36 protein-coding genes are annotated in these 24822 nt (G+C 61.2%); 3 read left to right on the forward strand and 33 right to left on the reverse strand.

The features are described 5' to 3' along the window. Nucleotides 1-18 precede the first annotated feature (18 nt). The 33 genes from ACMGF5_RS25280 to ACMGF5_RS25440 form a co-directional block, all read right to left on the reverse strand. On the reverse strand, nucleotides 19-774 hold the full coding sequence (locus ACMGF5_RS25280) for a C40 family peptidase (protein WP_414157407.1): 756 nt from the start codon (nucleotides 772-774) through the stop codon (nucleotides 19-21). Between the two features lie 2 nt (nucleotides 775-776). Beyond that, the gene (locus ACMGF5_RS25285) at nucleotides 777-1526 is read right to left on the reverse strand and encodes a phage minor tail protein L (protein ID WP_414157408.1); all 750 of its coding nucleotides are present in this window, start codon (nucleotides 1524-1526) and stop codon (nucleotides 777-779) included. Beyond that, nucleotides 1523-1861, reverse strand: a complete 339-nt coding sequence (locus ACMGF5_RS25290) for a phage tail protein (RefSeq protein ID WP_012315754.1) — start codon at nucleotides 1859-1861, stop codon at nucleotides 1523-1525. Before ACMGF5_RS25290 ends, ACMGF5_RS25285 begins: the two co-directional genes overlap by 4 nt. Then, nucleotides 1861-5127, reverse strand: coding sequence for a phage tail tape measure protein (locus ACMGF5_RS25295; RefSeq protein ID WP_414157409.1), 3267 nt, complete (start codon nucleotides 5125-5127; stop codon nucleotides 1861-1863). Before ACMGF5_RS25295 ends, ACMGF5_RS25290 begins: the two co-directional genes overlap by 1 nt. Before the next feature lie 44 nt (nucleotides 5128-5171). Beyond that, on the reverse strand, nucleotides 5172-5405 hold the full coding sequence (locus ACMGF5_RS25300) for a hypothetical protein (RefSeq protein ID WP_012315756.1): 234 nt from the start codon (nucleotides 5403-5405) through the stop codon (nucleotides 5172-5174). Beyond that, nucleotides 5402-5746, reverse strand: coding sequence for a hypothetical protein (locus ACMGF5_RS25305; protein WP_012315757.1), 345 nt, complete (start codon nucleotides 5744-5746; stop codon nucleotides 5402-5404). The genes ACMGF5_RS25300 and ACMGF5_RS25305 overlap by 4 nt, the downstream gene beginning before the upstream one ends. Nucleotides 5747-5786: 40 nt before the next feature. Further along, entirely contained in the window at nucleotides 5787-6287 is a 501-nt protein-coding gene (locus tag ACMGF5_RS25310; RefSeq protein ID WP_174142173.1) for a hypothetical protein, read from the reverse strand. Between the two features lie 55 nt (nucleotides 6288-6342). Continuing rightward, nucleotides 6343-6729: a DUF3168 domain-containing protein gene (locus tag ACMGF5_RS25315; protein ID WP_414157410.1), complete on the reverse strand. Its 387-nt coding sequence runs from the start codon at nucleotides 6727-6729 to the stop codon at nucleotides 6343-6345. Continuing rightward, a complete protein-coding gene (locus ACMGF5_RS25320; protein WP_414157411.1) occupies nucleotides 6722-7222 on the reverse strand; it encodes an HK97-gp10 family putative phage morphogenesis protein in 501 nt (166 codons plus the stop codon). Before ACMGF5_RS25320 ends, ACMGF5_RS25315 begins: the two co-directional genes overlap by 8 nt. 3 nt (nucleotides 7223-7225) lie before the next feature. Further along, the gene (locus tag ACMGF5_RS25325; protein ID WP_196914369.1) at nucleotides 7226-7408 is read right to left on the reverse strand and encodes a hypothetical protein; all 183 of its coding nucleotides are present in this window, start codon (nucleotides 7406-7408) and stop codon (nucleotides 7226-7228) included. Between the two features lie 8 nt (nucleotides 7409-7416). After that, nucleotides 7417-7743, reverse strand: coding sequence for a head-tail adaptor protein (locus ACMGF5_RS25330; RefSeq protein ID WP_174142177.1), 327 nt, complete (start codon nucleotides 7741-7743; stop codon nucleotides 7417-7419). Continuing rightward, complete coding sequence (locus ACMGF5_RS25335; protein ID WP_196914368.1) at nucleotides 7740-8081, reverse strand: head-tail connector protein; 342 nt, start codon at nucleotides 8079-8081, stop codon at nucleotides 7740-7742. The genes ACMGF5_RS25330 and ACMGF5_RS25335 overlap by 4 nt, the downstream gene beginning before the upstream one ends. A 4-nt stretch (nucleotides 8082-8085) precedes the next feature. Then, a complete protein-coding gene (locus ACMGF5_RS25340) occupies nucleotides 8086-8622 on the reverse strand; it encodes a hypothetical protein (RefSeq protein WP_414157412.1) in 537 nt (178 codons plus the stop codon). Nucleotides 8623-8670: 48 nt separating this feature from the next. Then, nucleotides 8671-9852 carry a phage major capsid protein gene (locus ACMGF5_RS25345; protein ID WP_414157413.1) on the reverse strand — a complete coding sequence of 394 codons (1182 nt, stop codon included), beginning with the start codon at nucleotides 9850-9852 and terminating at the stop codon, nucleotides 8671-8673. Between the two features lie 2 nt (nucleotides 9853-9854). After that, nucleotides 9855-10712: a head maturation protease, ClpP-related gene (locus ACMGF5_RS25350; protein ID WP_414157414.1), complete on the reverse strand. Its 858-nt coding sequence runs from the start codon at nucleotides 10710-10712 to the stop codon at nucleotides 9855-9857. Nucleotides 10713-10715: 3 nt separating this feature from the next. Next, entirely contained in the window at nucleotides 10716-12029 is a 1314-nt protein-coding gene (locus ACMGF5_RS25355; protein ID WP_174142182.1) for a phage portal protein, read from the reverse strand. A 150-nt stretch (nucleotides 12030-12179) separates the two neighbouring features. Then, nucleotides 12180-13859, reverse strand: coding sequence for a terminase large subunit (locus tag ACMGF5_RS25360; RefSeq protein WP_174142183.1), 1680 nt, complete (start codon nucleotides 13857-13859; stop codon nucleotides 12180-12182). Between the two features lie 3 nt (nucleotides 13860-13862). Continuing rightward, nucleotides 13863-14363 carry a terminase small subunit gene (locus ACMGF5_RS25365; protein WP_414157415.1) on the reverse strand — a complete coding sequence of 167 codons (501 nt, stop codon included), beginning with the start codon at nucleotides 14361-14363 and terminating at the stop codon, nucleotides 13863-13865. 158 nt (nucleotides 14364-14521) lie between these two features. Further along, entirely contained in the window at nucleotides 14522-14860 is a 339-nt protein-coding gene (locus ACMGF5_RS25370) for an HNH endonuclease (RefSeq protein WP_414157416.1), read from the reverse strand. Beyond that, nucleotides 14860-15177 carry a hypothetical protein gene (locus ACMGF5_RS25375; protein WP_414157417.1) on the reverse strand — a complete coding sequence of 106 codons (318 nt, stop codon included), beginning with the start codon at nucleotides 15175-15177 and terminating at the stop codon, nucleotides 14860-14862. Before ACMGF5_RS25375 ends, ACMGF5_RS25370 begins: the two co-directional genes overlap by 1 nt. Beyond that, the gene (locus tag ACMGF5_RS25380; protein WP_225777328.1) at nucleotides 15177-15548 is read right to left on the reverse strand and encodes a chemotaxis protein; all 372 of its coding nucleotides are present in this window, start codon (nucleotides 15546-15548) and stop codon (nucleotides 15177-15179) included. The genes ACMGF5_RS25375 and ACMGF5_RS25380 overlap by 1 nt, the downstream gene beginning before the upstream one ends. A gap of 59 nt (nucleotides 15549-15607) precedes the next feature. After that, nucleotides 15608-15937, reverse strand: a complete 330-nt coding sequence (locus tag ACMGF5_RS25385; RefSeq protein WP_414157418.1) for a hypothetical protein — start codon at nucleotides 15935-15937, stop codon at nucleotides 15608-15610. Nucleotides 15938-16093: 156 nt separating this feature from the next. Then, nucleotides 16094-16780, reverse strand: coding sequence for a hypothetical protein (locus tag ACMGF5_RS25390; RefSeq protein WP_414157419.1), 687 nt, complete (start codon nucleotides 16778-16780; stop codon nucleotides 16094-16096). A gap of 12 nt (nucleotides 16781-16792) precedes the next feature. Beyond that, nucleotides 16793-17110, reverse strand: a complete 318-nt coding sequence (locus ACMGF5_RS25395; protein WP_414157420.1) for a hypothetical protein — start codon at nucleotides 17108-17110, stop codon at nucleotides 16793-16795. Next, a complete protein-coding gene (locus ACMGF5_RS25400; protein ID WP_414157421.1) occupies nucleotides 17107-17355 on the reverse strand; it encodes a hypothetical protein in 249 nt (82 codons plus the stop codon). The genes ACMGF5_RS25395 and ACMGF5_RS25400 overlap by 4 nt, the downstream gene beginning before the upstream one ends. Continuing rightward, nucleotides 17352-18641, reverse strand: a complete 1290-nt coding sequence (locus ACMGF5_RS25405) for a tyrosine-type recombinase/integrase (RefSeq protein ID WP_414157422.1) — start codon at nucleotides 18639-18641, stop codon at nucleotides 17352-17354. The genes ACMGF5_RS25400 and ACMGF5_RS25405 overlap by 4 nt, the downstream gene beginning before the upstream one ends. Beyond that, complete coding sequence (locus tag ACMGF5_RS25410; RefSeq protein ID WP_414157423.1) at nucleotides 18638-19066, reverse strand: VRR-NUC domain-containing protein; 429 nt, start codon at nucleotides 19064-19066, stop codon at nucleotides 18638-18640. Before ACMGF5_RS25410 ends, ACMGF5_RS25405 begins: the two co-directional genes overlap by 4 nt. Continuing rightward, nucleotides 19063-19311 (reverse strand): hypothetical protein, encoded by a 249-nt coding sequence (locus tag ACMGF5_RS25415; RefSeq protein ID WP_198756192.1) that lies wholly within the window; start codon nucleotides 19309-19311, stop codon nucleotides 19063-19065. The genes ACMGF5_RS25410 and ACMGF5_RS25415 overlap by 4 nt, the downstream gene beginning before the upstream one ends. Then, on the reverse strand, nucleotides 19308-19607 hold the full coding sequence (locus ACMGF5_RS25420) for a DUF1364 domain-containing protein (RefSeq protein WP_151325774.1): 300 nt from the start codon (nucleotides 19605-19607) through the stop codon (nucleotides 19308-19310). Before ACMGF5_RS25420 ends, ACMGF5_RS25415 begins: the two co-directional genes overlap by 4 nt. After that, nucleotides 19589-19807 carry a hypothetical protein gene (locus ACMGF5_RS25425; protein ID WP_414157424.1) on the reverse strand — a complete coding sequence of 73 codons (219 nt, stop codon included), beginning with the start codon at nucleotides 19805-19807 and terminating at the stop codon, nucleotides 19589-19591. Before ACMGF5_RS25425 ends, ACMGF5_RS25420 begins: the two co-directional genes overlap by 19 nt. Next, nucleotides 19804-21186: a replicative DNA helicase gene (gene dnaB, locus ACMGF5_RS25430; protein WP_414157425.1), complete on the reverse strand. Its 1383-nt coding sequence runs from the start codon at nucleotides 21184-21186 to the stop codon at nucleotides 19804-19806. Before dnaB ends, ACMGF5_RS25425 begins: the two co-directional genes overlap by 4 nt. Beyond that, nucleotides 21179-21925: a replication protein gene (locus ACMGF5_RS25435; protein ID WP_414157426.1), complete on the reverse strand. Its 747-nt coding sequence runs from the start codon at nucleotides 21923-21925 to the stop codon at nucleotides 21179-21181. The genes dnaB and ACMGF5_RS25435 overlap by 8 nt, the downstream gene beginning before the upstream one ends. Nucleotides 21926-22273: 348 nt before the next feature. After that, the gene (locus ACMGF5_RS25440) at nucleotides 22274-22546 is read right to left on the reverse strand and encodes a hypothetical protein (RefSeq protein WP_369991282.1); all 273 of its coding nucleotides are present in this window, start codon (nucleotides 22544-22546) and stop codon (nucleotides 22274-22276) included. A 113-nt stretch (nucleotides 22547-22659) separates the two neighbouring features. Between ACMGF5_RS25440 and ACMGF5_RS25445 the strand changes: the two genes are divergently transcribed. From ACMGF5_RS25445 to ACMGF5_RS25455, 3 genes are all read left to right on the forward strand, one after another. Continuing rightward, the gene (locus tag ACMGF5_RS25445; RefSeq protein ID WP_414157427.1) at nucleotides 22660-23502 is read left to right on the forward strand and encodes a helix-turn-helix transcriptional regulator; all 843 of its coding nucleotides are present in this window, start codon (nucleotides 22660-22662) and stop codon (nucleotides 23500-23502) included. A 118-nt stretch (nucleotides 23503-23620) separates the two neighbouring features. Further along, the gene (locus tag ACMGF5_RS25450) at nucleotides 23621-24280 is read left to right on the forward strand and encodes a hypothetical protein (protein WP_414157428.1); all 660 of its coding nucleotides are present in this window, start codon (nucleotides 23621-23623) and stop codon (nucleotides 24278-24280) included. A 2-nt stretch (nucleotides 24281-24282) separates the two neighbouring features. Continuing rightward, a complete protein-coding gene (locus ACMGF5_RS25455) occupies nucleotides 24283-24804 on the forward strand; it encodes a type II toxin-antitoxin system VapC family toxin (RefSeq protein WP_414157429.1) in 522 nt (173 codons plus the stop codon). Nucleotides 24805-24822: the final 18 nt, after the last annotated feature.

The following is a 24822-nucleotide window of genomic DNA, read 5'->3' on the forward strand; positions in this document are numbered from 1 at the left end:
GTCTTTGGGTAAGCCGCTTCATTTCGCCTCCCAATGACGCAACACAAGCCGCGCCCGATCGAGCCAGGGCCCGCCGAACACCACGATTTCTGACGGCCGCCCCAGCAGGTGATGCAGCATGAATGGGCCTGGGCCGAAGACCTGGCCGCCCTCGTCGGGCAGTTTGGCGTCGGCGCCCAAGTAGATGCCGGCGTGGTTCGGGTGAGCCGTGCGGCCTACGGCCATGACAATCATGTCCCCGCGTTGCGGCTGGATGACCTGGTAGAAACCCGCTGCCTCATAGGCCTGCTCGTAGAGACTCGGGCCATCCGCCTGCTCCCACCATCCCTCTTCCCTGGCGTAAGCCGGGAACTCCAGGCCCCACTCGCGCTTGTACCAGTCCGCGCAGACCTGCCAGCAGTCCCAGGCACCGTGCACGAAGGGCCGGCCCAGCAGTGGGGTATGACCGGTCGGAGTGATTGTGCGCAGGTCTCCCTCGGGCCACGACAGGATGTACCAGGGCAATCCTGTTGCTTCGCACATCGCCATGTCACGCGGCGACGGCCTGCTGGTAGCGTCCGGGTGCGAGTGAACGATGCCGATGACCTGGCCCTGGTCCTCGGCTGCCGCATACTGTTCCGGCGAGATGCGGAACTCCTCGGCCGGATCGGTCGCAGTGTTGTCGCACGGTAGGTACCGCTGGGAGCGGCCCACGGCGATGATCAACCCGCAGCACTCGCGCGGATACTCTGCCGCGGCGTGCGCTTGCACGGCGGCAAGGATGTGTTTGCGCATGGTCAGCTCCGTGCGATCAGGGAAACGGCCGGAAAGCCCCCGAAGGGCAACTGGTTGCCCTGGCCAAAGCGAACTGTGCAGCCCGAGTCCAGGCAGCCATTGCACTGGTCATTGGCCGGATCGTCCGTTGGATTGCCGTCGAGATCAAAGTACGGACCGGTGTAGCCACAGTTCGGGCCACGGTAACCGGCGGTCATTGCCCAGTGGCATAGTTGGGTCATTTGCCGGCCAATGGTCTCGCCGCCAACATCGCCGGGGCTGGCAAGCTCCCAAGCGACCGTGGTGCCGTTCTCGGACACCTTCTGATCGATGTACCAGACCTCGATGGCCTCCTCACTCGGGTCAGCTTCCGGGTTACCGGCGGGGAAGTTTGCCGCGTCCAAGTAGCGCGCCATGGTGTGGCGCATGGTCAGCTTGAACTCGAGCAGGTTGTCGAAGGCCAGGCACAGCGCCGTAATCCTGCCGTTGACGTTGCCTACGGTCAGCGTGGGTCGCACTGCCGTACCGTCCGAGTTCGCTTCAATGCCATCTATCTGCATAGGCCAGGCACCGTACTCGTTGCCCTGCCACCAGATCGACTTGGCCGGAAGCTGGTCGGCGTTCGCGCCAGCGGCGGCCAACTCCTCGGACGAATGCGGGATTGCATGTCCGTGGAACCGGAGCGTGTCCGCCCCGAAGTCCGAACCGTCCAGTTCAAACAGCAGGATCTCCGCGCCCGGCTCCAGTTTCTGCAGCTGCGTGATCAAACTCATGGGTGAAACGCCCTCTCAAAGGTTGCCGTCAGCATCACCACACCTCCCGGCTTGCGCTGCTGCCGGAAGGTCTCGCAGCGGTACATGCCAAGCACGCCTTCTGGATTGGTCCAGAGGAAGGACTTGGCGCCTCGATGGCGACGTATGAACGCGATAGCCGGCGCAATCTCATCGGCCAGCCCGCCGAATGAAAGCGCCCAGCTGTCCGACTCGCCGTTCAATCCATCGCTGGATACCTGGACGTAGCCGTCGCCGAATTGCGATTTTCTGGTGCGTAGGGTGCTGTCGCCGCTGGCCTCATCGTCTGGTGTCCAGGTGAAAGTTTCGATCGCCATCAGCGTCTCCCGTTGCTGTTTCGATAGCTCATGCCGCCGGCGCGCCAAGACGCGGCAATAGCCCGCTCAGCCACACCTTGCATCTGTTGCTGGATGTTCTGCTGCAGGGCTGTGCTATCCAGCTCCATTCCATCAGAGCTCCGATCTTCCAACGTCACGGCCACCGGCACGCTGACCTGAACAACGGTAGAGCCACCACTCGTTCCGCCGACCATCTGCACGCCGAGCGAGCCATCCGCCCCGCGCGCCAGCGGCATGATTGCCTCCGGGCCGGCCTCACCCATGATTCCGGTACCGCCGCCGGCAAGTCCGAACGCGGTTGGTTTGCTGAGAATGCTGTTGGTGAAAGCGCCACCCTTAGCGAACATCTGCACACCACCACTCCATGCGCCACCTTTGGCTTGGGCTGGGCCTGACCAGTTGTCCATGTATTGCGAGCTGTAACCCGCTTGGGTCGAACCCAGCGAAGACGAGCCGCCGCCAAAGTATTTCGATGCTGCAGACACCCCTAGCCCCACCAAACCACTCAACAGCGAACTCGCGGCCTGCTGGCTTGCAATCCTGGCCATGTCCGAGATCACACTGGTGGCGAAGTCCTTGAAGTTGGCCTTGCCTGTAATGGCGAACTCGGCCACAGCATCGCGAGCAGAGTTGAAACCGGTGGTGAGCATGTCGTCGGTTGCGCCGGCCACGTTCGCCGCATCAGCCTGGATGTTGGCCCATGCGCGTTTGGCGCCGTTGCGGTAGTCGCGTTGCGCCTGCAGTCTGGCCTCGAAGCCGTCGACCTCCATCTGCAGCTCACGCACCTGGTAGTCGGCCAAGTCGGCCAGCCGCTGCTGGTAGGCGTCCTGGCTGAGGCGGCGTGACACGTCTTCCTGCTGTTCCTCCAGCTGACGGCGCGCCTCGGCATACTTCTGCCGCACCGCATTCAGCCGGTCAGCCTCTTCGCGCTGGTCGTCGCCCATGCCGACACCGGCCACGTCTGCGCTGATCGCCTCCTGGCGTGTCTGCAGCACCACTTCCATCGCCTTGCGATAGGCCTCGGCGCTGTTGCGGCGCACTTCTGCAAGCTTCCTCTCCTCCTCAGCACGCTTCTGCAAGACAGGGTCGGCGTAGGCCGTGTTGAGGTTCTTGATGCCGAGTTCCATCTCGGCCGCGGTGATCTTGCCGGCAGCCTGGGCCTTGCGCAGCCCCTGCACGCCCTCCGCCAGATCCTCGAGTCGTTTCTTCTCCGGTAGCGCGCGGTCGATGATCGCATCGAGAGCCTTGATCTCGTCATTCAGCGCCTTTGTGCGATCCTTGCTGCCTTCGGTCGCATCCTTGTTGGCCTTCTTCTGCGCCTCAATTGCACTGGCTGCCGACAGGATTGCCTGGCGGTCCGTCTCGGTGAGGTCAGCGTTCTCGGCCAGGTAACGGTTGGCGATCTTGGTCGCATCGCCATTGTCCTGCAGACCTGCGAGTTGCTTTTGCAGCGTCTCCAGGTAGGTCTGGCCCGCCGAGCTCATGCCGGCCTTCGCTGCGTTGTTCGCCTGGGTGGCCGACGTGTTTTGTTCAGTAACCCCGGTGAGCACCCGCAGCGTCTCGGCAATCAGGCCAGATCGCTGATCGGCATCGCTCACGGCGCCGGCCTGCGTGATCCACTGCTGTACGGTGGAGGCGGGCAATTGCAGACGGTTACCGACTTCCTGCAGGACAGGCGACAGTCCCTGCCCTGCCGAACGCGCTTCGTTGAGACGGTCGATCAGACCTTGGTATTCGGCCAGCTGCCGATTGTATTGGCCGCCCGAGTCACGCGCCGGCGCCGTGACCACGCTCGAACGAATGGACTGAGCGAGGTCACCGTAAGCGTCCTTGACCTTGTCGGCTGCGGTGACCTGCTCCTGCTGCCACTTGACCAACGATGCTTCCCGCTGGTCCTTGTTGAGCTTTGCGAACTCCTCCCGCAGCTGGGCCACGGGCTTGCGCAGATCCTCCAGGCTGACCCCTGCCTGATCGGCGTTGTTGCTCAGCAGGAGGAAGCTGGCCGCCGCCGTGCCGGCCAGTAACGCCAGCCCCATCGGCCCGCCCAAGATGCCGAGCAGGCCGGCACTCACGGTGCGAAGACCAGCCTGGGCGGTTACTACTGCGGCGGTGGCCGCCGCTTCGCGCTGGCGGGCTTGGGCCAGTTGAATCGACATCTGCGTCTGCACCGCCGTGCCGCGCGCGGCAGCTGCCTCGCGGGCCGCCAGGATGGTCGCGGTTTCGGCCTTACGTTGGTCGGCGAGTGCAGCCTGCAGCACGGCCTCGGCCTGGGCGATACGCGCCGCGCGGTCCGCCAGCGCGGCTTTCGCAGCCAGCCCAGACTTCGCGACATAGTTGGTCAGCGCCGCAACGCCCGCGCCAGCCATGGCCACGGCCACCAGATCGACGTTGTCGGCCAGAGTGATCAGCACACTCGACAGGCCAGCAACGGCGCCGGTCTGCTCTTCCATGCCACCCAGGAAGGTTTGGACGGCGTTGCTGATGTTCACCATCGCATCCTGCACGCTGGTGGACATATCGGCCGCTGCCTTGCGGTTCACCTCGACGGTGCTTAGCAGGCCGGTATTGATGTCATCGAGCGACAGCTTGCCCTCTACGCCCAGTTTGCGGATTTCCTCGGCGCTCTTGCCGGTGGCGGTCGCGATCGCTGTGACGATGGTGGGCATGGCGTCCTGAATGGACACCCAGCCATCGGCCTCGACTTTGCCGGTCTGCAGAGCCTTGGAATAGGCATCAAGAGCGGAACCGGCCTTGTCGGCAGCAGCCGCGTTGGTCACCAGCAGGAAGCTGAAGCTGTCGGTGATGTCGAGGGTCTGCTGGGTATTGAAACCCAGGCTGCGCATGACGTCCGCAGTGCGGATGTACAGCTCTTGCGCTTCAGCCAGCGGCCGGTAAGTTTCCTGCGCGGTGCGCAGCAGGTGCTCCTGCACCGTCTGGTACTCACCAGCGCTGCCGGCGGCGGCCCTCATGCGGTCGGACATCTGTCCGTAAGCGTCGACCTGCTTGATGATGCCGCCGATCAATCCTGCACCAGCCACGGCAGCGAAGGCGCCACGCATTAGCACACCAGCTTTCTCGGCAGCCCCTCCTGCGCTGTCGAACGCCGAGTCGACCTGAGCGAGGTTTTGATCGATCGACTGGGTAGTTCGTGCGACTACCTGGTCTGCGCTGGCCAGTTCCCGACGCAGCTGCGCCGTTGTGGCCTCGATCTGGACCAGCATCCCCTGGACTTGTTGGTCGGCCATGCAAATCTCCAAGCACATAAAACCGCCCGGAGGCGGCACGCTATCTACTGTTTGGGCCGCCCTCGCAGGAAGCTCTTCAACTTGTCCGCGACGCTTTCACGCTTCTGCGGCAAGGCCTGAGCCTGGCCATGCGCCTGCCCGCGACCCGTCCAGTCGAGCCGAGCATCGAGCGCGAGCATGATCTGCGGGATGGGGGTGTGCCACGCAGTGTCGGGCGGCCAGCCGAGCCAGCCGGTGGCCACGCCGAACAAATAGTCGACGTAGCTGCCGTTTTTCACTGCGCTGTGCTGGCCGCCTCGTCCTTTCCCCTGGCGGCCACGCTCGGCGGTACCGGGTTGAGCAGGACGGTGATGTACTCGGTCAGCAGGCCCGACACCTTGGCCACGCCGGTGTGGAAGACTTCGCCAGCGATCACTGGATGTTGTTCAGGCTTCAGATCGGCGCCGGCGATCACAATGTCAGCACAGGCAGCGATGCTCATGATCCGCATGGACTCCAACGCGGCGCGCAGACCGCCGAAGCGGGCCTCGATTCGTAGCGCCGCATCGAGCGTGGGTTTCAGGGTGTAGCTGCGGGCGCCGATCACCAGCGTGACGGTGCCGTGCAAGGCTTCGCTCATTGGATTTCTCGCAGAAAAGAACGGGCCTCAGCCCCGTTGATCACGGGACGGCCGGGCCGGCGGGGATCTCGATGATGTCGGTGTTGATTGCAAACGTCATGTTGCGGCGCACGACGTTGTCGGCCGCACCAGGGGCCACCGTGTTGTTCATCACCTTCACACCGAAATAGAAAGTGGTTGGCAGAATCGGAGTGGCCGCGTCCGGGTCGCCGTCGTTGAGCGTGACCTTAACGTTGTAGTTACCCTTGGAGCGGTCCTTGTGCGCTACCGACACGGCCTTCTGACCGGCATCGCCGCTGTCCAGGCCCACGGTCAGGGTCATGTTGCCGGCGTCAGCTGTGCCCTTGTACTTGCGCACACGGCCATCGCTCAGCGCAGTGAAGTTAACGGCGCTGAAGGTATCGCCAAACTCGCCCAAGTCTTCGATCTCACCCACCTGGACATAGGTGTCGGCTTCGTACTCGGTGAGGGTGCCTGCACCGGTCTTGCCGCCAATGGCAAGGCGGCAGCCGGCGGCTGTGTTGAGGTTGTCTTCGGCCATGGGGGATCCTCCAAAGGCACATTGGATAAAAGCCGCGGCGCGGCCGGTAAGTGATTCAGTGGGTGGTGATCACGCGGACAGTGATCGAACCCTGATAGGTGATGCCGTCGGCATCGCGCTGGGCGTCGGCTTGCTCGACCCGGACGGAAACAGCCCGACCAACTTCCAGCGGCAGGCGACGCTCGTCCAGGGCCGTGATGACCTCGCCGTTGATGCGTTTGACCTCTGCCTGGCCCACAGCATCGGACCAGACCGACAGATACAGCAGGCGCGTTTGGCGTTTGCGGCCCGAGATTGGGCTGCTGTTGACCGAAACCTCCCGGTCGATGGACACATACGGCATCTCCGCATTAAGCGGCGCGCCGTCGTAGATGGGGCAACTGACCTCCTCTTGAAGCCTGGCGAAGATGGCCTCCTGCAGGGCCAAGGATGGATCAGTCATTGCCTACCCCCTGGCTCGCTTTGCGGAGCGTGCGACGCACGGCGGCTTCGATATCAGCCATGACGTACTCCCGGTTTACCTGCATGGACGGTCGAAGCCACGGGTGCGCAGGCCTCGCCGGGATATCAGGGTGCTTGCCGAAGAAGTTTTCACCGTCGCTCTTGTTGGTTTCACGACGGTTGCGACTGCCCGCTCCCTTGCCGCCGGTGTAACCCTTGGTCCCGTACTCGATGAAGCGCAGGTAGAAGAACCGCCGATTGTCGCGCTTACCACGTATGCCGATCTGCGCGTCCAGGCCACTAGGCGAGACATATACCTTGAGCGCAGCGGCGGCAGCACCGGTGTCCTTCGGAATCAGCTGAAGCTGCGTTTCCAAGATGCGGTTGGCAGCCTTGAGCATCGCCGGCTGTAGCTCGTTGTCCATCGTTTTGTGGATGTTGCGTAACGTCCGGCGCAGCCGGATATCGCCGCGAATGCTGGACCGGCGGGCCATGGCCTACTCCTTGGCCGGGGTCGGCGACTTCACTAGCTTTTCAGTGGAAGCGGTTTCGTCTTTGATCTTCACGGCGTAGCCACGAGCGATCAGCCCTTCGCCGTACTCCTTCTTTACCTCGAAGATCTCGCCCTTCTCGCGCTCGCCAGAAGCGCCGGTCAACGGGCCCAGTGCTTGAACTTTCATGGCACACCTCATGGATTCGGTACCGATGAGCAAAGCAGCCTCATCAGGGTGTTCTCGTTATCCGGCAAAACTGCCTCGACCTGGTACGTGATCCCGCGGCGTGTCAGGCGCGATCCGGCAACGATGTCAGAGCGCGGCCTGCCGATGATCTCGGCTGCGACAACGGCATTCAGCTTTTCAGCAACTGCCGTTACTCGGCCGCTAGGAGTCCGGACTTCGCCCCACATTTGAGGACGAGCTGCAGGTAGCCACGTCACGGTGGCTCCCCCGGACTTATTGCGTTGCTCATGTCGATGGGTCACCTGGAGCAGATGACGTAACGGGCCGGCTCTCATATGCCCCACCCGACACGATGTGGGGTCAGAAGCGCCTTCGAACCTTGCGGCAATTCGGTGGCGATGGTCCCGATCACAACGTCCTCACGGTTGGCGTATATGTGGCCGAGGATCAGTAAGCATGCGGCCTTGATCTGTTTGTTGCTGACCATGGGCGAGTCGCCCGCATCTCCGGCGGCGACAGCCTCATCCAGCGCCTGCTGGTCGACATAGAAGCGACGGTTCAGATAGTCCATCGCCTGCCCTTCGGCCGCCTCGATCAGGAGCTCCAGGTATGCGTCATCGTCGTCGGGATCCCGCAGATGATGACGGGCAATGGTCAAACTGATGACCGACATACCCTCACTCCTTCAGCGGTTCGAGGGATGCCAGATTCCGCTGCACCAGCTCTTCAGCGTGCCTGCGTGGCACTGTATACGCCGGGCCGCCGCGACGGCGAAGCTCGCCTTCATCCATGTATGACCGCAACGGATAGATCTGAAGAGTCGCTGGATTAAGCTTCGCCTGATCCTCTGGTGCCAACTGATCAGCGCCGGTGCTTCTGTCGGACAAGGATGATGTGGCCTGGCTGGCGTCTTCGGATGCCGCAGCGTCAGTCGCAGCGACGCCTGGGCTGGCCCCTTGATCGCCCGTGGCGACATCCGGCACCGTACCAGCGACTGCTTGTCCTTCTGGCGGTACCAGGCCCGAGCCTTCCGCTTGGCCTGGAGCAACTGCGGAGACACCCGAATTGCCGGGGTCACCGCTAGCTGGAACGATCGCACCGCCAGGTGAGGGGGGCGAACCGGCAGCCTCAGACGGGCCGGTGCTGGTATCAACGTTCGAGACCGGATCCTTCGCATCAGTCGTGAGTGCTGGTGTTTCCTGTTTACGTGCCATTGGATTACTCCATTGGGGCGCCATTTCTGGCGCCGCGTTGCGGAAGGGTTAAGGCGTGACCAGCGGGCCAGTGACGAACGCTTCGTCGCGGTAGATCGCGAACGCCAGGCGCTCCTCGGCGCGGATCGTCGCCATGTTGTTCTCGAAGTCCTTGTCGTTCTCGGTCGAGATCAGCACTTCGATTTCCATGCGGTCGAAGATCTGTGCGCCGAGCTTGAACGCGCCGACGAGGAAGTCGTTCTGCGTCATGGCTTGAGTGGACACCACCGGGCGGTTCCAGAGTTTGGCATTGGTGCCTTCCTGCGGCTGGCCGATGATGTAGCGGCCCTCGCCGTCTTTGGTGAGCTCGATCGCTGCCCAGTCGATGGGGTTCAGCACGATGCCATCCGAGGGGAAGTCGGCCAGTTCAGCTTGCAGAAGCGCCAGGCGCAGACGGTCGATCCGTTGCTCACCCACCACAGTCAGACCGGCCTGCGGCGCATACAACTGAGCGACCGTGACGAGGCCCTGCAGGTTGGCGCCCGTGCCGTTGCCGTAGAGCAGCTGAGCCTCTTCCGCCATGTTCAGGCCGTAGCGAGCGCGACCGTCGATGTAGCTCTGCAGTGCCTTGGCATCGTCGAGCATCTGCCGACTCGCCTTGAACAGGTGGGCAATGGTGCGGACGTTCGCGGTGGTCAGGGCGAAGGTGATGTCGGAGTACGGCTTGGCGGTGTTCTCCGCGACGGTACTGGCGTTGTTGGTGAAACCAGTCTCACGGATGTACTCGATGGAGTTCGACTCCGTCTCGCCCGGCGCCACCAGGTCGCGAATAGTCAGCCGACGCTGAGGTGGTGCGACGACGCCGGCCAGGCGCTGCGCAGGAACCAGATCGCCGCCGGTTGCGGTGGTAATGGCCGCGCGCGGCACGGACACGCGGCGAGACCCGCGGAAGGACGAGTTCATGTCCTGCATTTCATCGCTGCCGATCACTAGGGCGCCAACCGACTTCTGCGGCTCATCCTGATTGCCTCGGTCACGGCTTGCGTTCACCAGCTTCTGCTCGGCCTCTCCCAGGCGGGCGTTGAGTTCGCCCTGCTTGGTCAACAGTTCGTCGACCTTGGCACGGGTTTCGGCAGTCATCTCGCCGGAGGCCTTGATCTGTTTGTCGGTCGCCTCAGCTTGGGCTTTGATCTGATCACCAATGCCCTTCAGGCTGGCATTGAGTTCTTTGACTTGGGCTTCAAAGTCCATGGTCACTTTCCTTTCAGAGAATTGAGAAGATTGGTTGCCGCGCTCAGTGAGGCGGAGAGGTCTGGCGCGACAGCGCTAGGCTTATCGGTCGGGGCAGCGTTATGCGTGCCCCCGCCGGCAGCGCGAGGCATGCCGGACTTGAAATTGGCGAAAAGTTCGCGACGCTCGGATCGAGTCATTCCCGCTTTAGCCAGGGCTACATCCATGGCCTTGAGCGCATTGGCCTGAGTGGCGTCTTCAGTCTCGCGCTCGGTGACCTCAGTGGACGACAACAGACCAGTAGCCAGACCAAGCTCCACGGCACGCTTGCCACGGATGTAGGTTTCGTCGTCCATCAGTTCGGCCATGTCCTCTGCCGGCTGGCCGCTGGTCTCGGCATAGAGGTCGGCCATAGCGGCATCGAACTCCTCCATGTCAGCGGCAATATCCCGGAGGTAATGGCGATTACCGGCGAGCCAGGTCCAGCAGTTGTGGATCATGAGGAAGGCACTGCTGGCCACCTCTCGCTTACTGCCCGCGAGGAAAACAATCGACGCAGCGCTGGCCGCCATGCCGAGCACCTTGGTGGTGACGGTATGACTGTGCTCGCGGAGACGGTGATAAATGGCGATGCCTTCAAACATGTCACCGCCTGGCGAGTTGATGTAGACGGTGACGTCACGCTCGCCGATAGCACGCAACGCGGCATCAATCCGCTTCAGGGTGACACCTTCGCCATACCAGTCTTCGCCGATCACGCCGTATACCGTGATGGTGTCCGAGGTGTTCTCAACGGCCGCCTGGATCGCGGGGTTCCATTTATCGAGCGCGCGGGGGCTCATCTCGCTGCGCAGGCCGCGAGACTGGATCTTGTGTTTCATGGATTACTCCCGTGATTTGCTGTCCGGCTCTTGCAGCCAGTTCATCAGTGCGGCCCGAGCGGCCTGACCATCGTTGTTTTGCTTGCCCAGCTGGTCCAGTGGCACCAGGTTCGACTGAACCGTGAGAACGTCGCCGCCAGGCATGTGAGGCATGTTGTCCTTGCGCCGGCCTTCGTTGCGGGTGATGAACCCGTTCTGGGCCATGGTACTCAGGTACGCTGCGCGCCCGGAGCTGTCGGCCCGCAGGAACGCCTCAAGCGAGAACTCCGAATAGAAGTTGATCCGGTCCACCGCCGTCATGCACCACTTGTTCACGCACTGCTCGATCGGCGCCGTGAAAGACATGATGCAGTAGGTGAGAAACGCGATCTGCTGCTGCTCCAGGCCGGTTCCCCAGTTGCTGCCCTTATCGGTCTTCATCACCATCCAGGGAGGGACGCCGAACCAGCGGCAGATCTCTTCGATGCTGTGACCTCTCGACTCCAGCAACTGCGCGTCGGCAGGATTGATGCCGATCATCTCCGGCTTAACGCCTTGCTCGAGCACAGGGCTCTTGCCGGCATTCAACGCCCCGGAGATCGTCTTCACGTACTCCCGAAATTCCACGCGCTGGGCCGGGTTCAGCGTCTTGTCCACCGAAAAAGCGACCGTGGGCATCATGCCGTTGCGGAATGTACTGTTGGCGGCGTCGTCTGCGGACATCGCAGAACCGAACACATCCGCGCCATATCGAATGGCGGAAAGGCCCACCCTGCCATCCAGGGTAAAAGCCGGGATGTGCAGCATGTTCTGCCGCACTATCTCTCGGCGCGCGCCCTTTCGCGGCCTGAAGAAGTACCTCAACCGACCATCATCATCGAACTCGAGGTCGACCCGGGACGGCATCAGGAAGTCCAGCGCAATGACGCGTCCTGCAGAGCGGTGGATCTCGCAGTAAGCGTTCCCCCACAGCAACATTGAGGCAACTACTGCCTGCCAGAAATGAAAGGCGGCCATGTCCTCGTTTGGACTGGTGTGCACCACGTCGTACAGCGGGAAGTCCCGGGCACTCTCGCGGCTTCCATCTGGCATTCGCTTGTAAATACTCAGCGGCAAGCCAGCCACCGAGGTCGAGATGATACGGACACAAGCCCACACGGTAGAAAGGCGCATGGCCTTATCTACGCTGACCGACTTGCCACTACTGGACTGCGCGCCGAGAAAAGCCCCCCAGAAGCCGCCATCAGACAGCTTGATGCTCTTGCCCAGCCATTCACTCATGCTGGCTGACGGCTTGGTGGCCGCCGCCCCTAACGCCTGAGAAAGGGTTTTAATCACTGGTCAGTCCTCGGCGAAGGAATCCGGCGATGCAGAAGAAACTCACCGATCCTGCCAGCAAGGCCCAGCCAGTGCCGACCAGAACCCATACCCCGGCACATGCCAGGCAGAAAGCCACCAGAGCGCAGGCGATGAAAATGTAAAGTGCGTTCATGCGATCAGTGGGTCCCGAATGCCAGCCATAAAGTTGTCCATCCCTCCGCGGCCTTCAGGATTGAGGCTGATCAGAGACACGGCGTTGAAAGTTGCCATCAGCGGGTCGATTTTTGCGGTACCCGATGCCTGCTTGGTGATCAAGAAGGCGTTAGCCGAGGGCACCCCTTTTGCGTTGCCGCAGGACCACGCCATAAGCGGCTGCCCGCAGTGCAGCAGCGTGCCCTCGGCAAGCTTGCGCTCTGTCGTCTTGATCGCACCGGTGAGCTTCCATCCCTGAGAGATACCAACGATCTTGTCTTCCTCGACACCGGCATCAGCCAAGGCATCGAGAACGGAGCCAATACCCGCTGGGTCGAGCCCGACCTTGTCCAGCAGGCCGGTCTCGTTGATGCGTTTGACGATGGCCGCGAATTGCTCAACGTCGTCGCCGATCCGCTTGACGAGAGTAAGATCGCCAATCGCCTCAAGATCCTTTAGCCGTGGGGCTTCGGACTTACGCCGCTCAAGCACTGAAGGGTGTGCCCAGGCATGGGCCCAGTGGAGCCAGCGACGGGTTCCTGCCTCTCGGCCAATAACTGCGAGACCGAGCAAGTCATCCAACCCACCGCCATCACCACCCACATCGATGACTTCGCATCGATCAAGGATTTCATCCAGGCTGAGCCAAGTGGCCGCCTGTGACTCCCAGAATTCGGCACCGACCCAGGCGTCTGACATCAGCGCCAAGCCGATTTCAATATTGAGATGCTTCGCAAGGAAGCCGCGCAACTCCGCCTCACCGTCGATCTCCGCTTGCATGAACAAACGCTCAAGCGTCGGGCGGTCGACCGAGAACCCCATGTTGGGATTCACCAGGTGGAAGTTCTCGGGCTTGCGGGCCGCGCCGCTGTCGATCATCTCCTTCGAAAATTCGTAGATGATCGGCAGGAAGCGGTTGTCGTTGATGCGACCATCACGCACGCCGCGCGCATAGTTCAGTTTCGACCGGAACACACCAGCGGGCGGCTCGTTCGATTGCGTGGTCAGCCAGATGACAAAGCCTTCGGGCCTGGACAGCAATCCACCAGTGGCCTCTCGGATCATGTCAGCCGCTTTCGGATTCTTGCCGAATAGCCAGGCCTCGTCGATCAGCACCCCGACCGCCTTCTTGCCGCCCACAACATCGCTGTCAGCGGCTACGACCTTCAGCGTGGCGCCCGTTTCCCGATGAGTAATCAGCCGAAGGTGCGGCTGCACGTGAAGTAGATCCTTCAACTCTTCGTCGTTGTTGACCATGTCCTTGGCCGGTACGAAGGCGTTGTCGGCAATCTCTTTGGTCGGTGCGAGGATGATGAACTCAGCTGACATACGCCAGTTACGGACCAGAGCCGTCAACATGATCGCGGCAGCGATGGTCGACTTACTGTTCTTTTTCGGGATGCAAAGCATGAATTCCCGAATCAGGCGCTCACCGGTCTCGCTGTTGTAGCTGCCGAACACAGCCCCTGCGAAAGCTAGCACCCACGGAGCGCAAGCACTCTCAATGGTTGGGCTACCAGGGGCATCGACAATACGAAGCCCCTTGAAAACCTCCAGGCTCTCCTGGGCCTCTTGGGGGAACAGCGGTTCGGGAATGATGGATTCGCTGGCAGCTAGGCGCCGCCACCAGTCAGGGCAGGCCGTAGTCCAGAGCATGGTTTACCCCTTGACGACGGTGAGGGGCGGCTTGCTTTGGGAGTACTTGCCCTTGCCGGCCTCTTTAGCGGCCTCCGCCTTCTGCTCTTTCTTGCCTGCCTCGGCCTTCTTCCCGTGGATGTAAGGGACGGCCGTCTGCGCAGCGTTGCGCCGATCGAAAACCTTCGCCCGGGGCTCGTTCATCAACGCGAGCAACCACACGAGCGGATCGTCAGTGGACGGCAGGCAACTCAGGAACTCCCCGTCGCCCTCGTTGATCTCGACAGGGTCTTCGGTAGCCTCATCAACCTTCGCTTTGGTTCTACGCTTTTTCGGCTCAGGGTTAACACTGAGCTCGGCTCGGCGAGCCAAAATTGCGGATGCGATCTTCGGATCATTGGCCCAACGTGAACCCGCGGCAGCAGCAGTCGAAGGCTTGCTGCCTGCGGCTTCCGCCGCTTCTTTGTTGGACGCACCCCGGGCCTTAGCGTCAACAAACTGTCGCTGTTTGTCTGTTAACACCATTAACAAAAACCTTTAGGGGGGAGAAAAATGTATACGTGGGGTCGGAGGCGGTCTAGCTAGATGAGAATCCCTAGCTTTTGCCCCCCCTACCCCTTTCGCAGCACGTCTCTGGCGTGCTTCTATGGAGCCGCGCGAGGCTTGGACGACCCGTTGACACCTCAGCCACCCAGCCCCGCCGCCTCCTCGGCCTGCTTGACGGAGTCGTGGCAAGCCTTGCAGAGGCCCTGCCAGTTGGTCTGATCCCAGAAGAGAACCATGTCTCCACGGTGAGCAACGATGTGGTCGACCACCCGGGCCGCAGTCGTACGGCCGTTTCGTTCGCAGTAGACGCAGAGCGGATGCTCTCTGAGGTACTGCTCTCGCGCCTTCTGCCATCGGTAGTCGTAGCCACGCTGGGAGCTGGTCATGCCGCTCCGCCAGCTACCGGGCGTGACGACCTTGACACGCGAACCTGCGCTCTCCTTGATGCGAGAGCCGAGCGTCTTGAGCCTGGCCATTACTGCGTCACTCGGTTCAGCGCTTCGTCAGCTTTGTCTGCGGCTTGAGTCGCGGTGGTTGCTGCCCTCGACGCCTTGGTAGCGGCGCTCTCGGCTTTGCTGGTCAGCTCATCCAGGCGCTTGTCGCGCTCGGTCATGGCTGCGTCATAGGCCTTCCGGATCTCGTCAATCTGGTTGGCCTGGGTGCTGGCCATCGCCCAATAGGCGGACTGCCAACCCAGTACTGCCCCGCCTGCCATGAGCAAAGCGGCGATCACCCAGACTTCAGCTCGACGCCACCAGCGACGAGCAATGAACTCCAATGCGCACTTGTCCATCAATTGGCACCTCCAAGCTGAGCGCGGAGACGAGAGATTTCCTCGCTCTGGGTGGTGACCTTGTCGGTTAACTGCTCGACCTGCCTGGTCAAGGCCAGAATGTTGCCCTCCAGCCGGCCGACGGAGATCGCTAGATCGTTGCGCTCCTTGGCAAACTGATCAGCGCGGGCTTCTGCCAACTTGCGAGCTTCTCGCTCGGAATCGAGCAGCTCGTTCAGACGACGGACAGTGCCAATATCAGCGTTGTCCATAGCGCGGTCCGCAGCATCCTTCGAAAGGAACTTCCGCAACCACAGAAAGCCGCCCAGCAAAACTGTGCCCGTACCGCCCAGCCAGGTGGCTGTGCCTGGGCCGAGGTCGGTCGGGTCCATCAAAGTCTCCACAAATGAAAAAGCCCCGCACATTTGCGAGGCTTCGAATTGGTTGATCGCTAATTTAGGCTTGGTGACTCTTCGACCTTGGCTGAAGGTGCGCGCGGAGCAGGTAGCTTTCCAGTCTCAATCTGCTGGTCAAGTTCATCAAGACGAGCTTGAAGGGCCTTCAGCGACTTTTCGTAGTCCCGCTGGGATTCTGCCTTTCGCTTATCCAGATACTTGATGAGATCTTCTCGCTCCAGATAGCCCGCACGCGTAATTGCGGCTTCACGACTCTCGCACGGTGGCTCAACGAACTTCCCATCTCTGAAAACTTTCCACTCCGGCTTTGTATCACTTACAGCTTCAAGATCTTGAACTGGATCTTCGATAAAATACTTCGGCATGAAAGCTCCTTGTGGTTCTTATGAACAAGGATACCACCGAATGAAAAACAAAAAGCCCAGCGCAATGGCTGGGCTTTTGTTATCACTCCTCAACACGCGCAGGAATGACAGTATGGGCATAATTTCGCTCAGTCGCTCACTAATGTCAACATACAATTACGCAGCCTCTTCCACCAACAGGCCCTCAGCTTCCAGAAGCAACCGAACTTCGGCCATCGCGTCGTCAATCAGGCCGTCAAGTTTTTCGTTGATACACTGCCTCCAACGCCGGCGAGTCGGCTCTGGCGTAGCGTCAAGGTCCCAGGTGTTCATGTCGTAGAAACTGTCCGGCAGGATGATCACGTCCTGCTCCAAAGCCTCGATGCGCTTCTTCGCGGCTTGGCCGGCGGCCACCGCAGCGTTCACTGTGGCTTCGCGACGCCACTGCGACGCATCCAACGGGATGTCCACCGATACAGTGTGGGGAGCTTTGCGGCGCGCGCCCTTCAGCTTCGGGACTGCCCAGGCGGTCACTGCCTTGTAGATGAACAGCGCCGGCGCTGGACTCGCGATGAGCGGCCTTATCAGTGTGATGGCCTGCACTTTCTTCGCCTTGTTGGTGCTGTACTTGGCTACCAGGGCATCCCAGTGCCTACCCTTGAGCATGTGGTGCAGGCGGGCCGACAGCCAGTAATCGACCTGGGTACGATCGATGCCGCCCGATCGTCCTCCCAATGACGCCAAGCAGCCGCCCTCCTCCTCTGCCGATTTGTACAGCTTCTGCCAAGCCTGGCCCTTCGCCGATCCCTTCTCGCCCGCCGCCAGAGCGGCAACTACTGCACCCGAAACGCTGCTGTAAACCATGGCCCTTTCCCCTCAATCCCCGGTGTAGTTGGTGCCTCCGGCGCCACGCCGGTTGCTTCCCTGATATGTCGCCTCAGGCCCGGATGCCTGAGGATTCTTCAACTGCTCGATCTGCCGGGTCGCGGCCTGCAGCCTCATGCTGAGCTGGGTCACCAGTTCATCCAGGGCCAGGGCCTCGCCAGTTGCAGCCGCTACCCAGCCGGAGGCATTGCAGTGGTCGCATGGCAGTTCGTGAAACAAGCGCTTGGTGACCGCTCTCCCACGGCACAAAGGGCATACATCCAATTCAATTACGGCCTTCTTGAAAGCCGGGCCGTGGCTTTTCCTCATTGGCGGGCACGCCCCTTTTTGGCCCGAAGCCAAGGTTGAGTCGCACGGCTGCGCGGTACGACAGCACTGCCAGCCACAGTCGGCTTGTCGAACTGTTCCAGGCCAAACAAGCCTCCCTCCCGCGGCGCCAAGTTCACTTCCTCGCCGAGGTCCATGCCATACCACTCATCGATGATCACCTGTCCGACGATTCGACCATTCACGCCGTAGAGGAAGGCGACGCCTCCGTGCTCGGAGATCTTCATTTCGAATCCTCGCTTATGGTGGATACCGGAAGTCCGTCGAACCCCGCGCGCTCTGCGGCCTTGGAGAGAATCCATGAATCCGTTGATCTATCACCGGTCAAGCCGTGAACCGACTCGAAACCCTTCTGGTCAAGATGCGCATGCCACTTCTCCAGCGCCTCACGCTTGCGGGCCATGACGTCGGACTGGATGTACACCTTCACGTTGTGGCCCATGGTGTGATTGATCAGCAGCTCGCCCACCAGGTGGTCAACACCCAGGTCAGCCCAACCGGTGCGGGCCAGCTTGCGCAGGTCGTGACTGGTCCATTCGCCCTGCCCCATGGTCGCGAACACCGCAGAGGCCTTCGACTCACTCATGGGCTTGCCCTGCCGCCCCGGGAACAAGAACTCACCCTCGTAACCCTGGTTGAGCTGGATCTCGCGGCAGGCCATCAGCAGTAAGCGCACCTGGTCGGTCAGGGGCAGGCGGTGCTGCACGCCGGTCTTGGTGTGTTCGGCGGGGATGAACCACTCCCGTTCGGCCAGGCTGATATGGCTCCAGCGGGCCATGCGGGTCTCGCCCAGGCGGGTACCGTGGCAGAGCATCATCAGGGCCAGCAGCCCATGCTGCGGGTTGTTGGCCAGCGTGCTCTTCATGCGGGCCATCAGCTCTTCAAGGTGCACACCCCGCAGCCGCGATGGCTTGACCGTGACCTTGGCCTTGGAGAAGTCACGAAAGCGGATGCCGGCCATGGGGTTGGTGCTGATCAGCCCGAGCTTGGCAGCCTGCCGGAAGGCCAGGGCCAGCAGCTGGAACACCAGGCGCACGTAGTCGATCGACAACGATTCTTGCAGCGGCCACATCAGCTCGCGGTCGAGCAGCGCCTTGTCGATCTGGGCCAGCGGGATCTGTCCTAGGCGCGGCACCAGATGCTGCTTGATCGCCGACGCGGCCGTGCTCTTGCGCTTGGCCGACAGGCTGCGGTCACGGGACATGCGCTCAGCGAACCAGGCCAGCAGCTCACCAGTCAGCACCCAGCTCGACAGACTCGACCCCTCGCCCGCTTCCAAGCGCAGGCGGATATCCGGCAGCGCCGCGGCCACCTTGGCAGCGCTCAGCTCAGGGTATGAGCCGATCAGGTTCCACTTGCCCTTGTGGATCAGGTACCAGGACCCGCGCTCGCGGGACCGGTGAAACCGGAAGTACAGGCCATGGTTGCCCAAGGCGCGCAGATCGCGCACTTGGCCGGCGGCCTGCCGGCGAATCTCAGCATCGCTGATTTTCACAGCGGCGGTGTTGGTCATGCTGCAACCTCCGTTTTTGGCAGGGCCATGTACGCCCTCAGGCACTCCATGGCGTCGAAATGCCCCCGGCACACAACGGCCAGGTAGCCTTGATCGTTCAGCCGGCCAATGCATACCTGCTGCTTGAGGGATACCGGCGCCGGCTTCACAGTGGCTTTGAACTCGATGAACAGGCCGAAGTACCCGCCTCGGGCCATGGTCAACTGGAGATCAGGAATTCCGGCCTTGGTGCCTTGGGCCTTGAGCCGACCTGCTTCGGCCTTGCCCCGATAGCCGCCGTTTGGCGTGTGATGCAGGTGCGCGAACACTTCTGGATAGCGAAGCTCGATTTCCTTCATCAGGGCAGCCTGCTCCTGCCCCTCGCGGTCGACGCGCTTGGCTCTCGGCTTCTTGGGTCGTACGGGTTTCATGATCACGGACTTCATTGCCCCGCCTGCCCAAGCTGGACCCGGATCTTCGCGATGCCTTCGGGCGACATGAAGGCCTGGCCGCCGAACATGATCATTTCGTGGCAAGGGATCTCCTTGGAGCACCAGCGATAGCGGCGGCCCGGAGCGTTCTTCCAGTGGCACCATTTGCGCTCAGTCTTCCAGCGGATGATTTTGGTGTTGGCTAGCAGGTCGCTGGCATAGATCGGGATCCCGCCGAACATCAGGGCTGGACTTCTCATGCAGCCACCTTCCCTTCGCTCACGAGGATATCGAGCGTTCGCACCACGCCTTCCAGATGCATGAACCGCAGCTCTTCGTGGCTGAAAGTGGTCTTGCTGCGCGAATCGACGGCGTCATGGCAGGCGCTGCACGCCCAGGCGCCCTGCAGGTCGTTCGGCTTGACGCCCACACCACAGGTACCGGCCATGCGGTAGTGCGCCAGGACGGTGGTCTCCGGGTTGCCGTTGCACACACCCGGGATGCGCACCTGGCACTCCCGGCCGCGTGCGGCCTTGGTCAGTTTCGATTGCCGCATGGGGTGTCTTCTCCGTGAAGATCGATGACGTAGTAGGTGCTTGGCCAAAGCCGCTGGCCGTGCGCCACGGCGAAAGCCATCTCGCGGTACAGGCAGATCGGCGGCTGCGCATCATGGGAAATGCCGAGGAGATCGCTGCGGCAGTACAGCGCGTAGCGGTAGTCGGCCAACTCGGGCGGCAGAAGCATTGGGCTGGTCATGCCGGAATCTCCTTTCTGGCGTAGCGGGACGCCAGGGGGCGATCATTTGCGGGCTTGGCCTTGATCGGCGGCTGCCAGTTGGCCGTCAGGTTCTCGAATCGGTTGTACTGGCCCAGGAAGGCGGCGCGAACGGTCCCGGTTTCGATGTCGCGGCCCTTGCCGACGATGATCTCGGCAACGCCCTTGAACTCGCTGTTTTCGTGGTAGGCCTCGTCGCGGTATACGAAGAGGATCACGTCGGCGTCTTGCTCAATGGCCCCCGACTCGCGAAGGTCCGAGTTCACTGGCCGCTTGTTGGGGCGCTCCTCGCACTTGCGGGAGAGCTGGCTCAGCAGTACGACGGGGATGCCAAGCTCGCGAGCCAGCAGCTTGCAGCCGCGGCTGATGCTGCTGACCGCTTCGGTGCGGTTACCGCCCTCGCCATCCATCAGTTGCAGGTAGTCGATCATCAGGATGTCCAGGCCGTACCGCATTTTGTGCCGGCGGGCCAGCGAGCGGATGCGCCCCACCGTGGCGGCGGCCCGATCGGCGATGAACAGGTTGGCGTGCTTCAGCTTGGCTGCCGCAGCGCAGAGCTCGGCGCCGTGCGATTCGCAGGCTGATCCGTTCTTGATGAGGTTGAGCGGGACGCGGCCCTCGGCGGCGGTGGCGCGGTCGATCAACTGGCCTTTGCTCATCTCCAGACTGATGACCAGGCCGCATTTCTTCTGGCGCACCACGGCATCCAGCACGAAGCCCATGGCCAAGGTTGTTTTGCCCATCGCCGGGCGACCGGCAACGATGATCAGCTGCTCTGGCTGCAGGCCACCCAACTTCTCGTCCAGGTCGGCCAGGCCGGTCGACAGGCCGATCAGCGTCTCACCGCGTGACAGCCGGTCGTGACGCTCTTGCCACACCTCCAGCTGCTCGGCCATCAGGTCGGCAGCCTTTACGACCTCTTCACCGTCGCTGCCGGCGTCGATACCCATGGCCGCCGCCTGCACGGCAGCGATCTTGTCTTGGATGTCGCCGCTGCCCTGAACGATCTCCAGGGTGCGGTCGCTCAGCTCGTACAAGGCGCGCTCAATGGCCCGCTCCCGAACGATGCCGGCGTAGGTGCCAGCGCTCGCCACGCTTGGGGTGTTGGCCACCAGTGACGCGCAATGGCCGAGCGCCCGGTCGCCGTTCTCCAGCACGCCAATCTGGTCGGCCACGGTCAGCAGGTCGACGTCCTTGCCGGCAGCGCGCAGAGCCAGGATCCCACGGAACACCTCAGCGTTCTCGGCGAAGTAGAACGACTCGGGCGTCAGGTCGTCGGACAGGATGTCGATCAGCTCAGGACGCTGCAGCATGGCGCCCAGCAAACCGTGCTCAGCCTCGGCGTTGTAGGGCTCATGCATGGTAATTGCCCTCCACCACCTTCACGAAGTTGGACGGGGCAATCAGCCAGTCGAACGTGGCGCGGAATGGCTTCGAGCCGTGACGGCCTTCGACCTTGCCCATCAGGAAGTCGGAGGTGCTCACCTGGAAGAAGTAATCGGCCCAGAAGCCCAGGTCGCGGTGCACATCGCTTTCCCGCCAGCGGGCCTGGAGAGCACGCTTGCGGTTTTCGTTCAGGATGGCGACTGCTGGCAACTCTGGAAGCGCCTTGTGGAACAGGTCGACAATGGCCTGATGCGGGCACGGCCCCATCGCTGATTTCTGGCGACGCGTTTTCGCTGGCTCTGGTTGACGCTTGGCGTCGACGACTACTCCGTCAGGAGTAGTATTTGTATTTCTGTCTTTATTGTGTGGTAGAAACGCCACATTGGACGTGTCGGAAACGCCACACTGTGGCACTTCTTTTGACTTGTTCGGATGGGTGTTTTTCTTGTCGATCTTCCACTCGCCGACCGGGGCGAAACCGATCGGGCTGCGGCTACCGCCTTCACGGTGAATCACCCCCTGGCGAAGCAGCTCGGAGATTGCACGGGACACGTCTTCGCGGCGGATTCCGGACATCTGGGCGATGTACGACGCCGCGATGCAGGCGCTCTCCAGGTTGTAGCCAGCGGTTTGGCGGTGGATTGCCAGGGCGACACGAAGCTCGCGGCCTGACAGTTCAGCCCCGATCAGGGCCTCGTACAGGTCGTTGTCCATTCGGGTGAATCCGCTTTTCGGTTGGATTGGGGTGACGGTGCTCACGCGTCACCCCCGCACAACGATGCCCGCAGGTGCTCGACGCACTCGCGGCGGAGCGCGGCTTTCGAGGTGGCTGCGTACTGGAGGGGGATCATTAGCGCGGCATGAAGTGCGGCGGACTGGTGATAGGCTTTCTGGTGCGAAACGGCCAAGGGTGCGGTGTTGCTTGCATCCATTGCAGAGTGCATAATCGACCTCGATGTTTGTTGTAGAGAAGCCGCCCTGCCAGGCGGTTTTTTTTCGCCCGCGATTCGACTACTGGATGGATTCGCAGGTGTTTCGGTCATCTACTTGAGCCGTTTCAGATCAAGCAGAATTCGCTTCATCGGTGCCAGTGATCGCCGGACGGGCTACCTGGAGTGCTTTGCGGGCAAATGGAATAAGGTCTGGGCGCAGCCCCGCGATGGTGATCTCGCCACCCGAAGCGTCTTGCAGTCGTTCCGCCAGTTCAGCAGAAGCTTTTCGATGACCACCTGCGAGCTGCCAAAGATGGCCGACAGTGGTCTTCGCTGCGGCTGCTACATCCCGCCGGCGATCATTGGTGGCGGTAGCCAGCCAATCACGGAGGTGATCATTCATGTGGGTTCTCCTTACATATACGGCGGAATTTAGCTTATGGCTAATACTCGAGCAAGGAAAATTTAGCTTTGCGCACATTTAGCACTGGGCTAAACACTGGCATTCTTCGCGCCATGGATATCTACGAAATTCGCAAGCACAACCTGGTCAAGCTCATCGGCAACCAGAGAAAAGGGTCCTGCGCGGAACGCTGGGGGATGGCTCCTGCGCACCTGAGTCAGATCCTCTCTGACAAGACGGCGAAGAACCTGGGCGACGACGTGGCACGCCGCATCGAGGAAGTTGAGGGGCTAACGAGAGGCTGGTTCGACTCGATCCCCTCGGGCGACGAAGCGCAGCCACTGGCTGAAGCCGTAGATAGCAAGCTGTCGGCTGCTGACCTGGTAAAGCAGATGCTCGCGAAGAGCGGGAGAGGCATTCCTGAAGAAACTCGCCAGAGGCTACTAGCTGCGGCCGAGGAGCCAGCTCCTGCGACCGCTCCAGCCGACAGCGGATTAGTCAAGGCAGATTTCAACCGCCCAGGCCTGGTCGGCGATGAGGTGTGGATCGCCCACTACGACGTGCGCGGCGCCATGGGCGGCGGCGAACAAACCCATGATTTCCCCGAGATGCTGCAGGACGTGCGTGTCAGTCCCCGGCACCTGCGTGAGCTGGGTGTTGAGTTCAAGGAGCATTACCACCTGAAGCTGGTTACCGGCTGGGGCCAGTCAATGGCGCCGACGATCAAGAACCGCGACCCGCTGATCGTGGATGTCAGCATCCGCGATTTCGCAGGCGATGGAATCTACTACTTCTCCTGGGGTGGGCACGAGTACATCAAGCGGCTGCAGATCGCTGACGAGGAGTACTTCGAGATGATCTCGGACAACCCGAAGCATAAGGATCGGATGATCCGTCGGGAGGAAACATACATCCAGGCTCGGGTCCTGCTGGTTTGGAACGCGCACCTCGTATGAGCTGAGTGGCTGGTATGTAGGGGTACCCCATAGAGAAAGGCAAGGAAGGCCGGCTATAATCTAAAGTATGAAAGAGCTAACGCTATACCTCGACGATCTGACCCCTGGGACGCTTTCAATGAAGCGCCTGGCGGAATACCTGCGCGAGCTTTCGACTCTTTACGGCCATGAAGCCGAGGTCCATTTCGATAGCGTTAAACCGGGCTCTGCCCAGCTGCAGTCGTTTGTAGAGGAGCATGCATACAGTGGCGTGCTCCAGCAGGTTCGAGAGATCTCGGGCGGGCTAGGCTCAAAACGAGCGCTCAACAGTTACGAAAAGCTCGCAGAGCTTATGGCCCACGACAGGACGCGTGGCTCGTTGCGATCTGGCGAAGCTAAGATTTTCCAGTTTCCGGTAGCTAAGAACGAGCCTCCTCCGCTTCGAGTGGTTAAGCCTTCGTCTGTCCAGGGCAAGCTTTACAGCGTCGGCGGCAAAGACGATACGGTTCCAGTGCGCATTGAGGGCGGTAATGGGGAATCCTTAATGTGCGAAGCTGGAATTGAGATAGCTGAGCGGCTGGCTCAAGCGCTGTTCAAGACAGTCCGAGTTCATGGGGATGGAGAGTGGGAAAGAAAATCCGACGGCTGCTGGAAGCTAATAAAATTAAAAGTTACATCTTTTGAAAAGCTCGAAGATATCGGCTTCAAGGAAGCTATAGCCAGGCTCAAAGCCGCAGGAGGGGTCAATTGGAATGACATTCCCAATGCCCATTCTGAGATTCTAGATACTAGGGGCTAGGATTGAAGATTGTTATTGATACCAACGTTCTCGTACAAGTCATGCAGAACGATGGCGCAAAGGACCTATACGATCCTGAGACTGGCGATGTCGTGAAAGATGCTTTCTCTCGAGCCGAAGCCTTGGTGGAGCGGATCGACAGCATTAAAGGCGTAGTCGTGCTACCTGCACCAGTTATAGCCGAATATCTGCTTGGGATTGACCGATCCGTTTACCAGCTGCATTTGGACATGCTGAACGGCTTTAAATGCATCGAAGTATCGCCATTCGACCAGGTGGCCGCGATCGAGTGCGCCATGCTCGTTAGCAACACCGAGCTCAAACAGATGGACCCAGACGCAAGGATGGCAAAACTCAAGTTCGACAGGCAAATTCTGGCAGTAGCTCTAGCCTCAGGCGCGCGAGAAATTTGGACGCACGACAAGCAGTTGTTCAAGAGATCGCAAATCGTGGGGCTTACCGCAAAGTCTCTTGCCTCCATCGATCCTAAGCCCATGCAATTCAAGCTCTCATCCGACATTTGAAATTAAGCCCGCCAGCGA

This window comes from Pseudomonas sp. BNK-15, from assembly GCF_047456105.1.
Classification (GTDB): domain Bacteria; phylum Pseudomonadota; class Gammaproteobacteria; order Pseudomonadales; family Pseudomonadaceae; genus Aquipseudomonas; species Aquipseudomonas putida_E.

Bases quoted from the DNA above. Each gene is read 5' to 3' on its own strand.
- ACMGF5_RS25440 (WP_369991282.1), bottom strand. From the start codon at position 22,546: ATGAATGATCACCTCCGTGATTGGCTGGCTACCGCCACCAATGATCGC.
- ACMGF5_RS25320 (WP_414157411.1), bottom strand. From the start codon at position 7,222: ATGGCCCGCCGGTCCAGCATTCGCGGCGATATCCGGCTGCGCCGGACG.
- ACMGF5_RS25370 (WP_414157416.1), bottom strand. From the start codon at position 14,860: ATGGCCAGGCTCAAGACGCTCGGCTCTCGCATCAAGGAGAGCGCAGGT.
- ACMGF5_RS25420 (WP_151325774.1), bottom strand. From the start codon at position 19,607: ATGCGGCAATCGAAACTGACCAAGGCCGCACGCGGCCGGGAGTGCCAG.
- ACMGF5_RS25405 (WP_414157422.1), bottom strand. From the start codon at position 18,641: ATGACCAACACCGCCGCTGTGAAAATCAGCGATGCTGAGATTCGCCGG.
- ACMGF5_RS25435 (WP_414157426.1), bottom strand. From the start codon at position 21,925: ATGGACAACGACCTGTACGAGGCCCTGATCGGGGCTGAACTGTCAGGC.
- ACMGF5_RS25325 (WP_196914369.1), bottom strand. From the start codon at position 7,408: ATGAAAGTTCAAGCACTGGGCCCGTTGACCGGCGCTTCTGGCGAGCGC.
- ACMGF5_RS25285 (WP_414157408.1), bottom strand. From the start codon at position 1,526: ATGAGTTTGATCACGCAGCTGCAGAAACTGGAGCCGGGCGCGGAGATC.
- ACMGF5_RS25400 (WP_414157421.1), bottom strand. From the start codon at position 17,355: ATGAAGATCTCCGAGCACGGAGGCGTCGCCTTCCTCTACGGCGTGAAT.
- ACMGF5_RS25410 (WP_414157423.1), bottom strand. From the start codon at position 19,066: ATGAAGTCCGTGATCATGAAACCCGTACGACCCAAGAAGCCGAGAGCC.
- ACMGF5_RS25340 (WP_414157412.1), bottom strand. From the start codon at position 8,622: ATGGCACGTAAACAGGAAACACCAGCACTCACGACTGATGCGAAGGAT.
- ACMGF5_RS25415 (WP_198756192.1), bottom strand. From the start codon at position 19,311: ATGAGAAGTCCAGCCCTGATGTTCGGCGGGATCCCGATCTATGCCAGC.
- ACMGF5_RS25450 (WP_414157428.1), top strand. From the start codon at position 23,621: ATGAAGCGCCTGGCGGAATACCTGCGCGAGCTTTCGACTCTTTACGGC.
- ACMGF5_RS25365 (WP_414157415.1), bottom strand. From the start codon at position 14,363: ATGGTGTTAACAGACAAACAGCGACAGTTTGTTGACGCTAAGGCCCGG.
- ACMGF5_RS25295 (WP_414157409.1), bottom strand. From the start codon at position 5,127: ATGGCCGACCAACAAGTCCAGGGGATGCTGGTCCAGATCGAGGCCACA.
- ACMGF5_RS25330 (WP_174142177.1), bottom strand. From the start codon at position 7,743: ATGAGAGCCGGCCCGTTACGTCATCTGCTCCAGGTGACCCATCGACAT.
- ACMGF5_RS25305 (WP_012315757.1), bottom strand. From the start codon at position 5,746: ATGAGCGAAGCCTTGCACGGCACCGTCACGCTGGTGATCGGCGCCCGC.
- ACMGF5_RS25390 (WP_414157419.1), bottom strand. From the start codon at position 16,780: ATGGTTTACAGCAGCGTTTCGGGTGCAGTAGTTGCCGCTCTGGCGGCG.
- ACMGF5_RS25380 (WP_225777328.1), bottom strand. From the start codon at position 15,548: ATGGACCCGACCGACCTCGGCCCAGGCACAGCCACCTGGCTGGGCGGT.
- dnaB (WP_414157425.1), bottom strand. From the start codon at position 21,186: ATGCATGAGCCCTACAACGCCGAGGCTGAGCACGGTTTGCTGGGCGCC.
- ACMGF5_RS25375 (WP_414157417.1), bottom strand. From the start codon at position 15,177: ATGGACAAGTGCGCATTGGAGTTCATTGCTCGTCGCTGGTGGCGTCGA.
- ACMGF5_RS25385 (WP_414157418.1), bottom strand. From the start codon at position 15,937: ATGCCGAAGTATTTTATCGAAGATCCAGTTCAAGATCTTGAAGCTGTA.
- ACMGF5_RS25335 (WP_196914368.1), bottom strand. From the start codon at position 8,081: ATGTCGGTCATCAGTTTGACCATTGCCCGTCATCATCTGCGGGATCCC.
- ACMGF5_RS25425 (WP_414157424.1), bottom strand. From the start codon at position 19,807: ATGACCAGCCCAATGCTTCTGCCGCCCGAGTTGGCCGACTACCGCTAC.
- ACMGF5_RS25280 (WP_414157407.1), bottom strand. From the start codon at position 774: ATGCGCAAACACATCCTTGCCGCCGTGCAAGCGCACGCCGCGGCAGAG.
- ACMGF5_RS25395 (WP_414157420.1), bottom strand. From the start codon at position 17,110: ATGAGGAAAAGCCACGGCCCGGCTTTCAAGAAGGCCGTAATTGAATTG.
- ACMGF5_RS25290 (WP_012315754.1), bottom strand. From the start codon at position 1,861: ATGGCGATCGAAACTTTCACCTGGACACCAGACGATGAGGCCAGCGGC.
- ACMGF5_RS25360 (WP_174142183.1), bottom strand. From the start codon at position 13,859: ATGCTCTGGACTACGGCCTGCCCTGACTGGTGGCGGCGCCTAGCTGCC.
- ACMGF5_RS25315 (WP_414157410.1), bottom strand. From the start codon at position 6,729: ATGACTGATCCATCCTTGGCCCTGCAGGAGGCCATCTTCGCCAGGCTT.
- ACMGF5_RS25445 (WP_414157427.1), top strand. From the start codon at position 22,660: ATGGATATCTACGAAATTCGCAAGCACAACCTGGTCAAGCTCATCGGC.
- ACMGF5_RS25350 (WP_414157414.1), bottom strand. From the start codon at position 10,712: ATGAAACACAAGATCCAGTCTCGCGGCCTGCGCAGCGAGATGAGCCCC.
- ACMGF5_RS25310 (WP_174142173.1), bottom strand. From the start codon at position 6,287: ATGGCCGAAGACAACCTCAACACAGCCGCCGGCTGCCGCCTTGCCATT.
- ACMGF5_RS25345 (WP_414157413.1), bottom strand. From the start codon at position 9,852: ATGGACTTTGAAGCCCAAGTCAAAGAACTCAATGCCAGCCTGAAGGGC.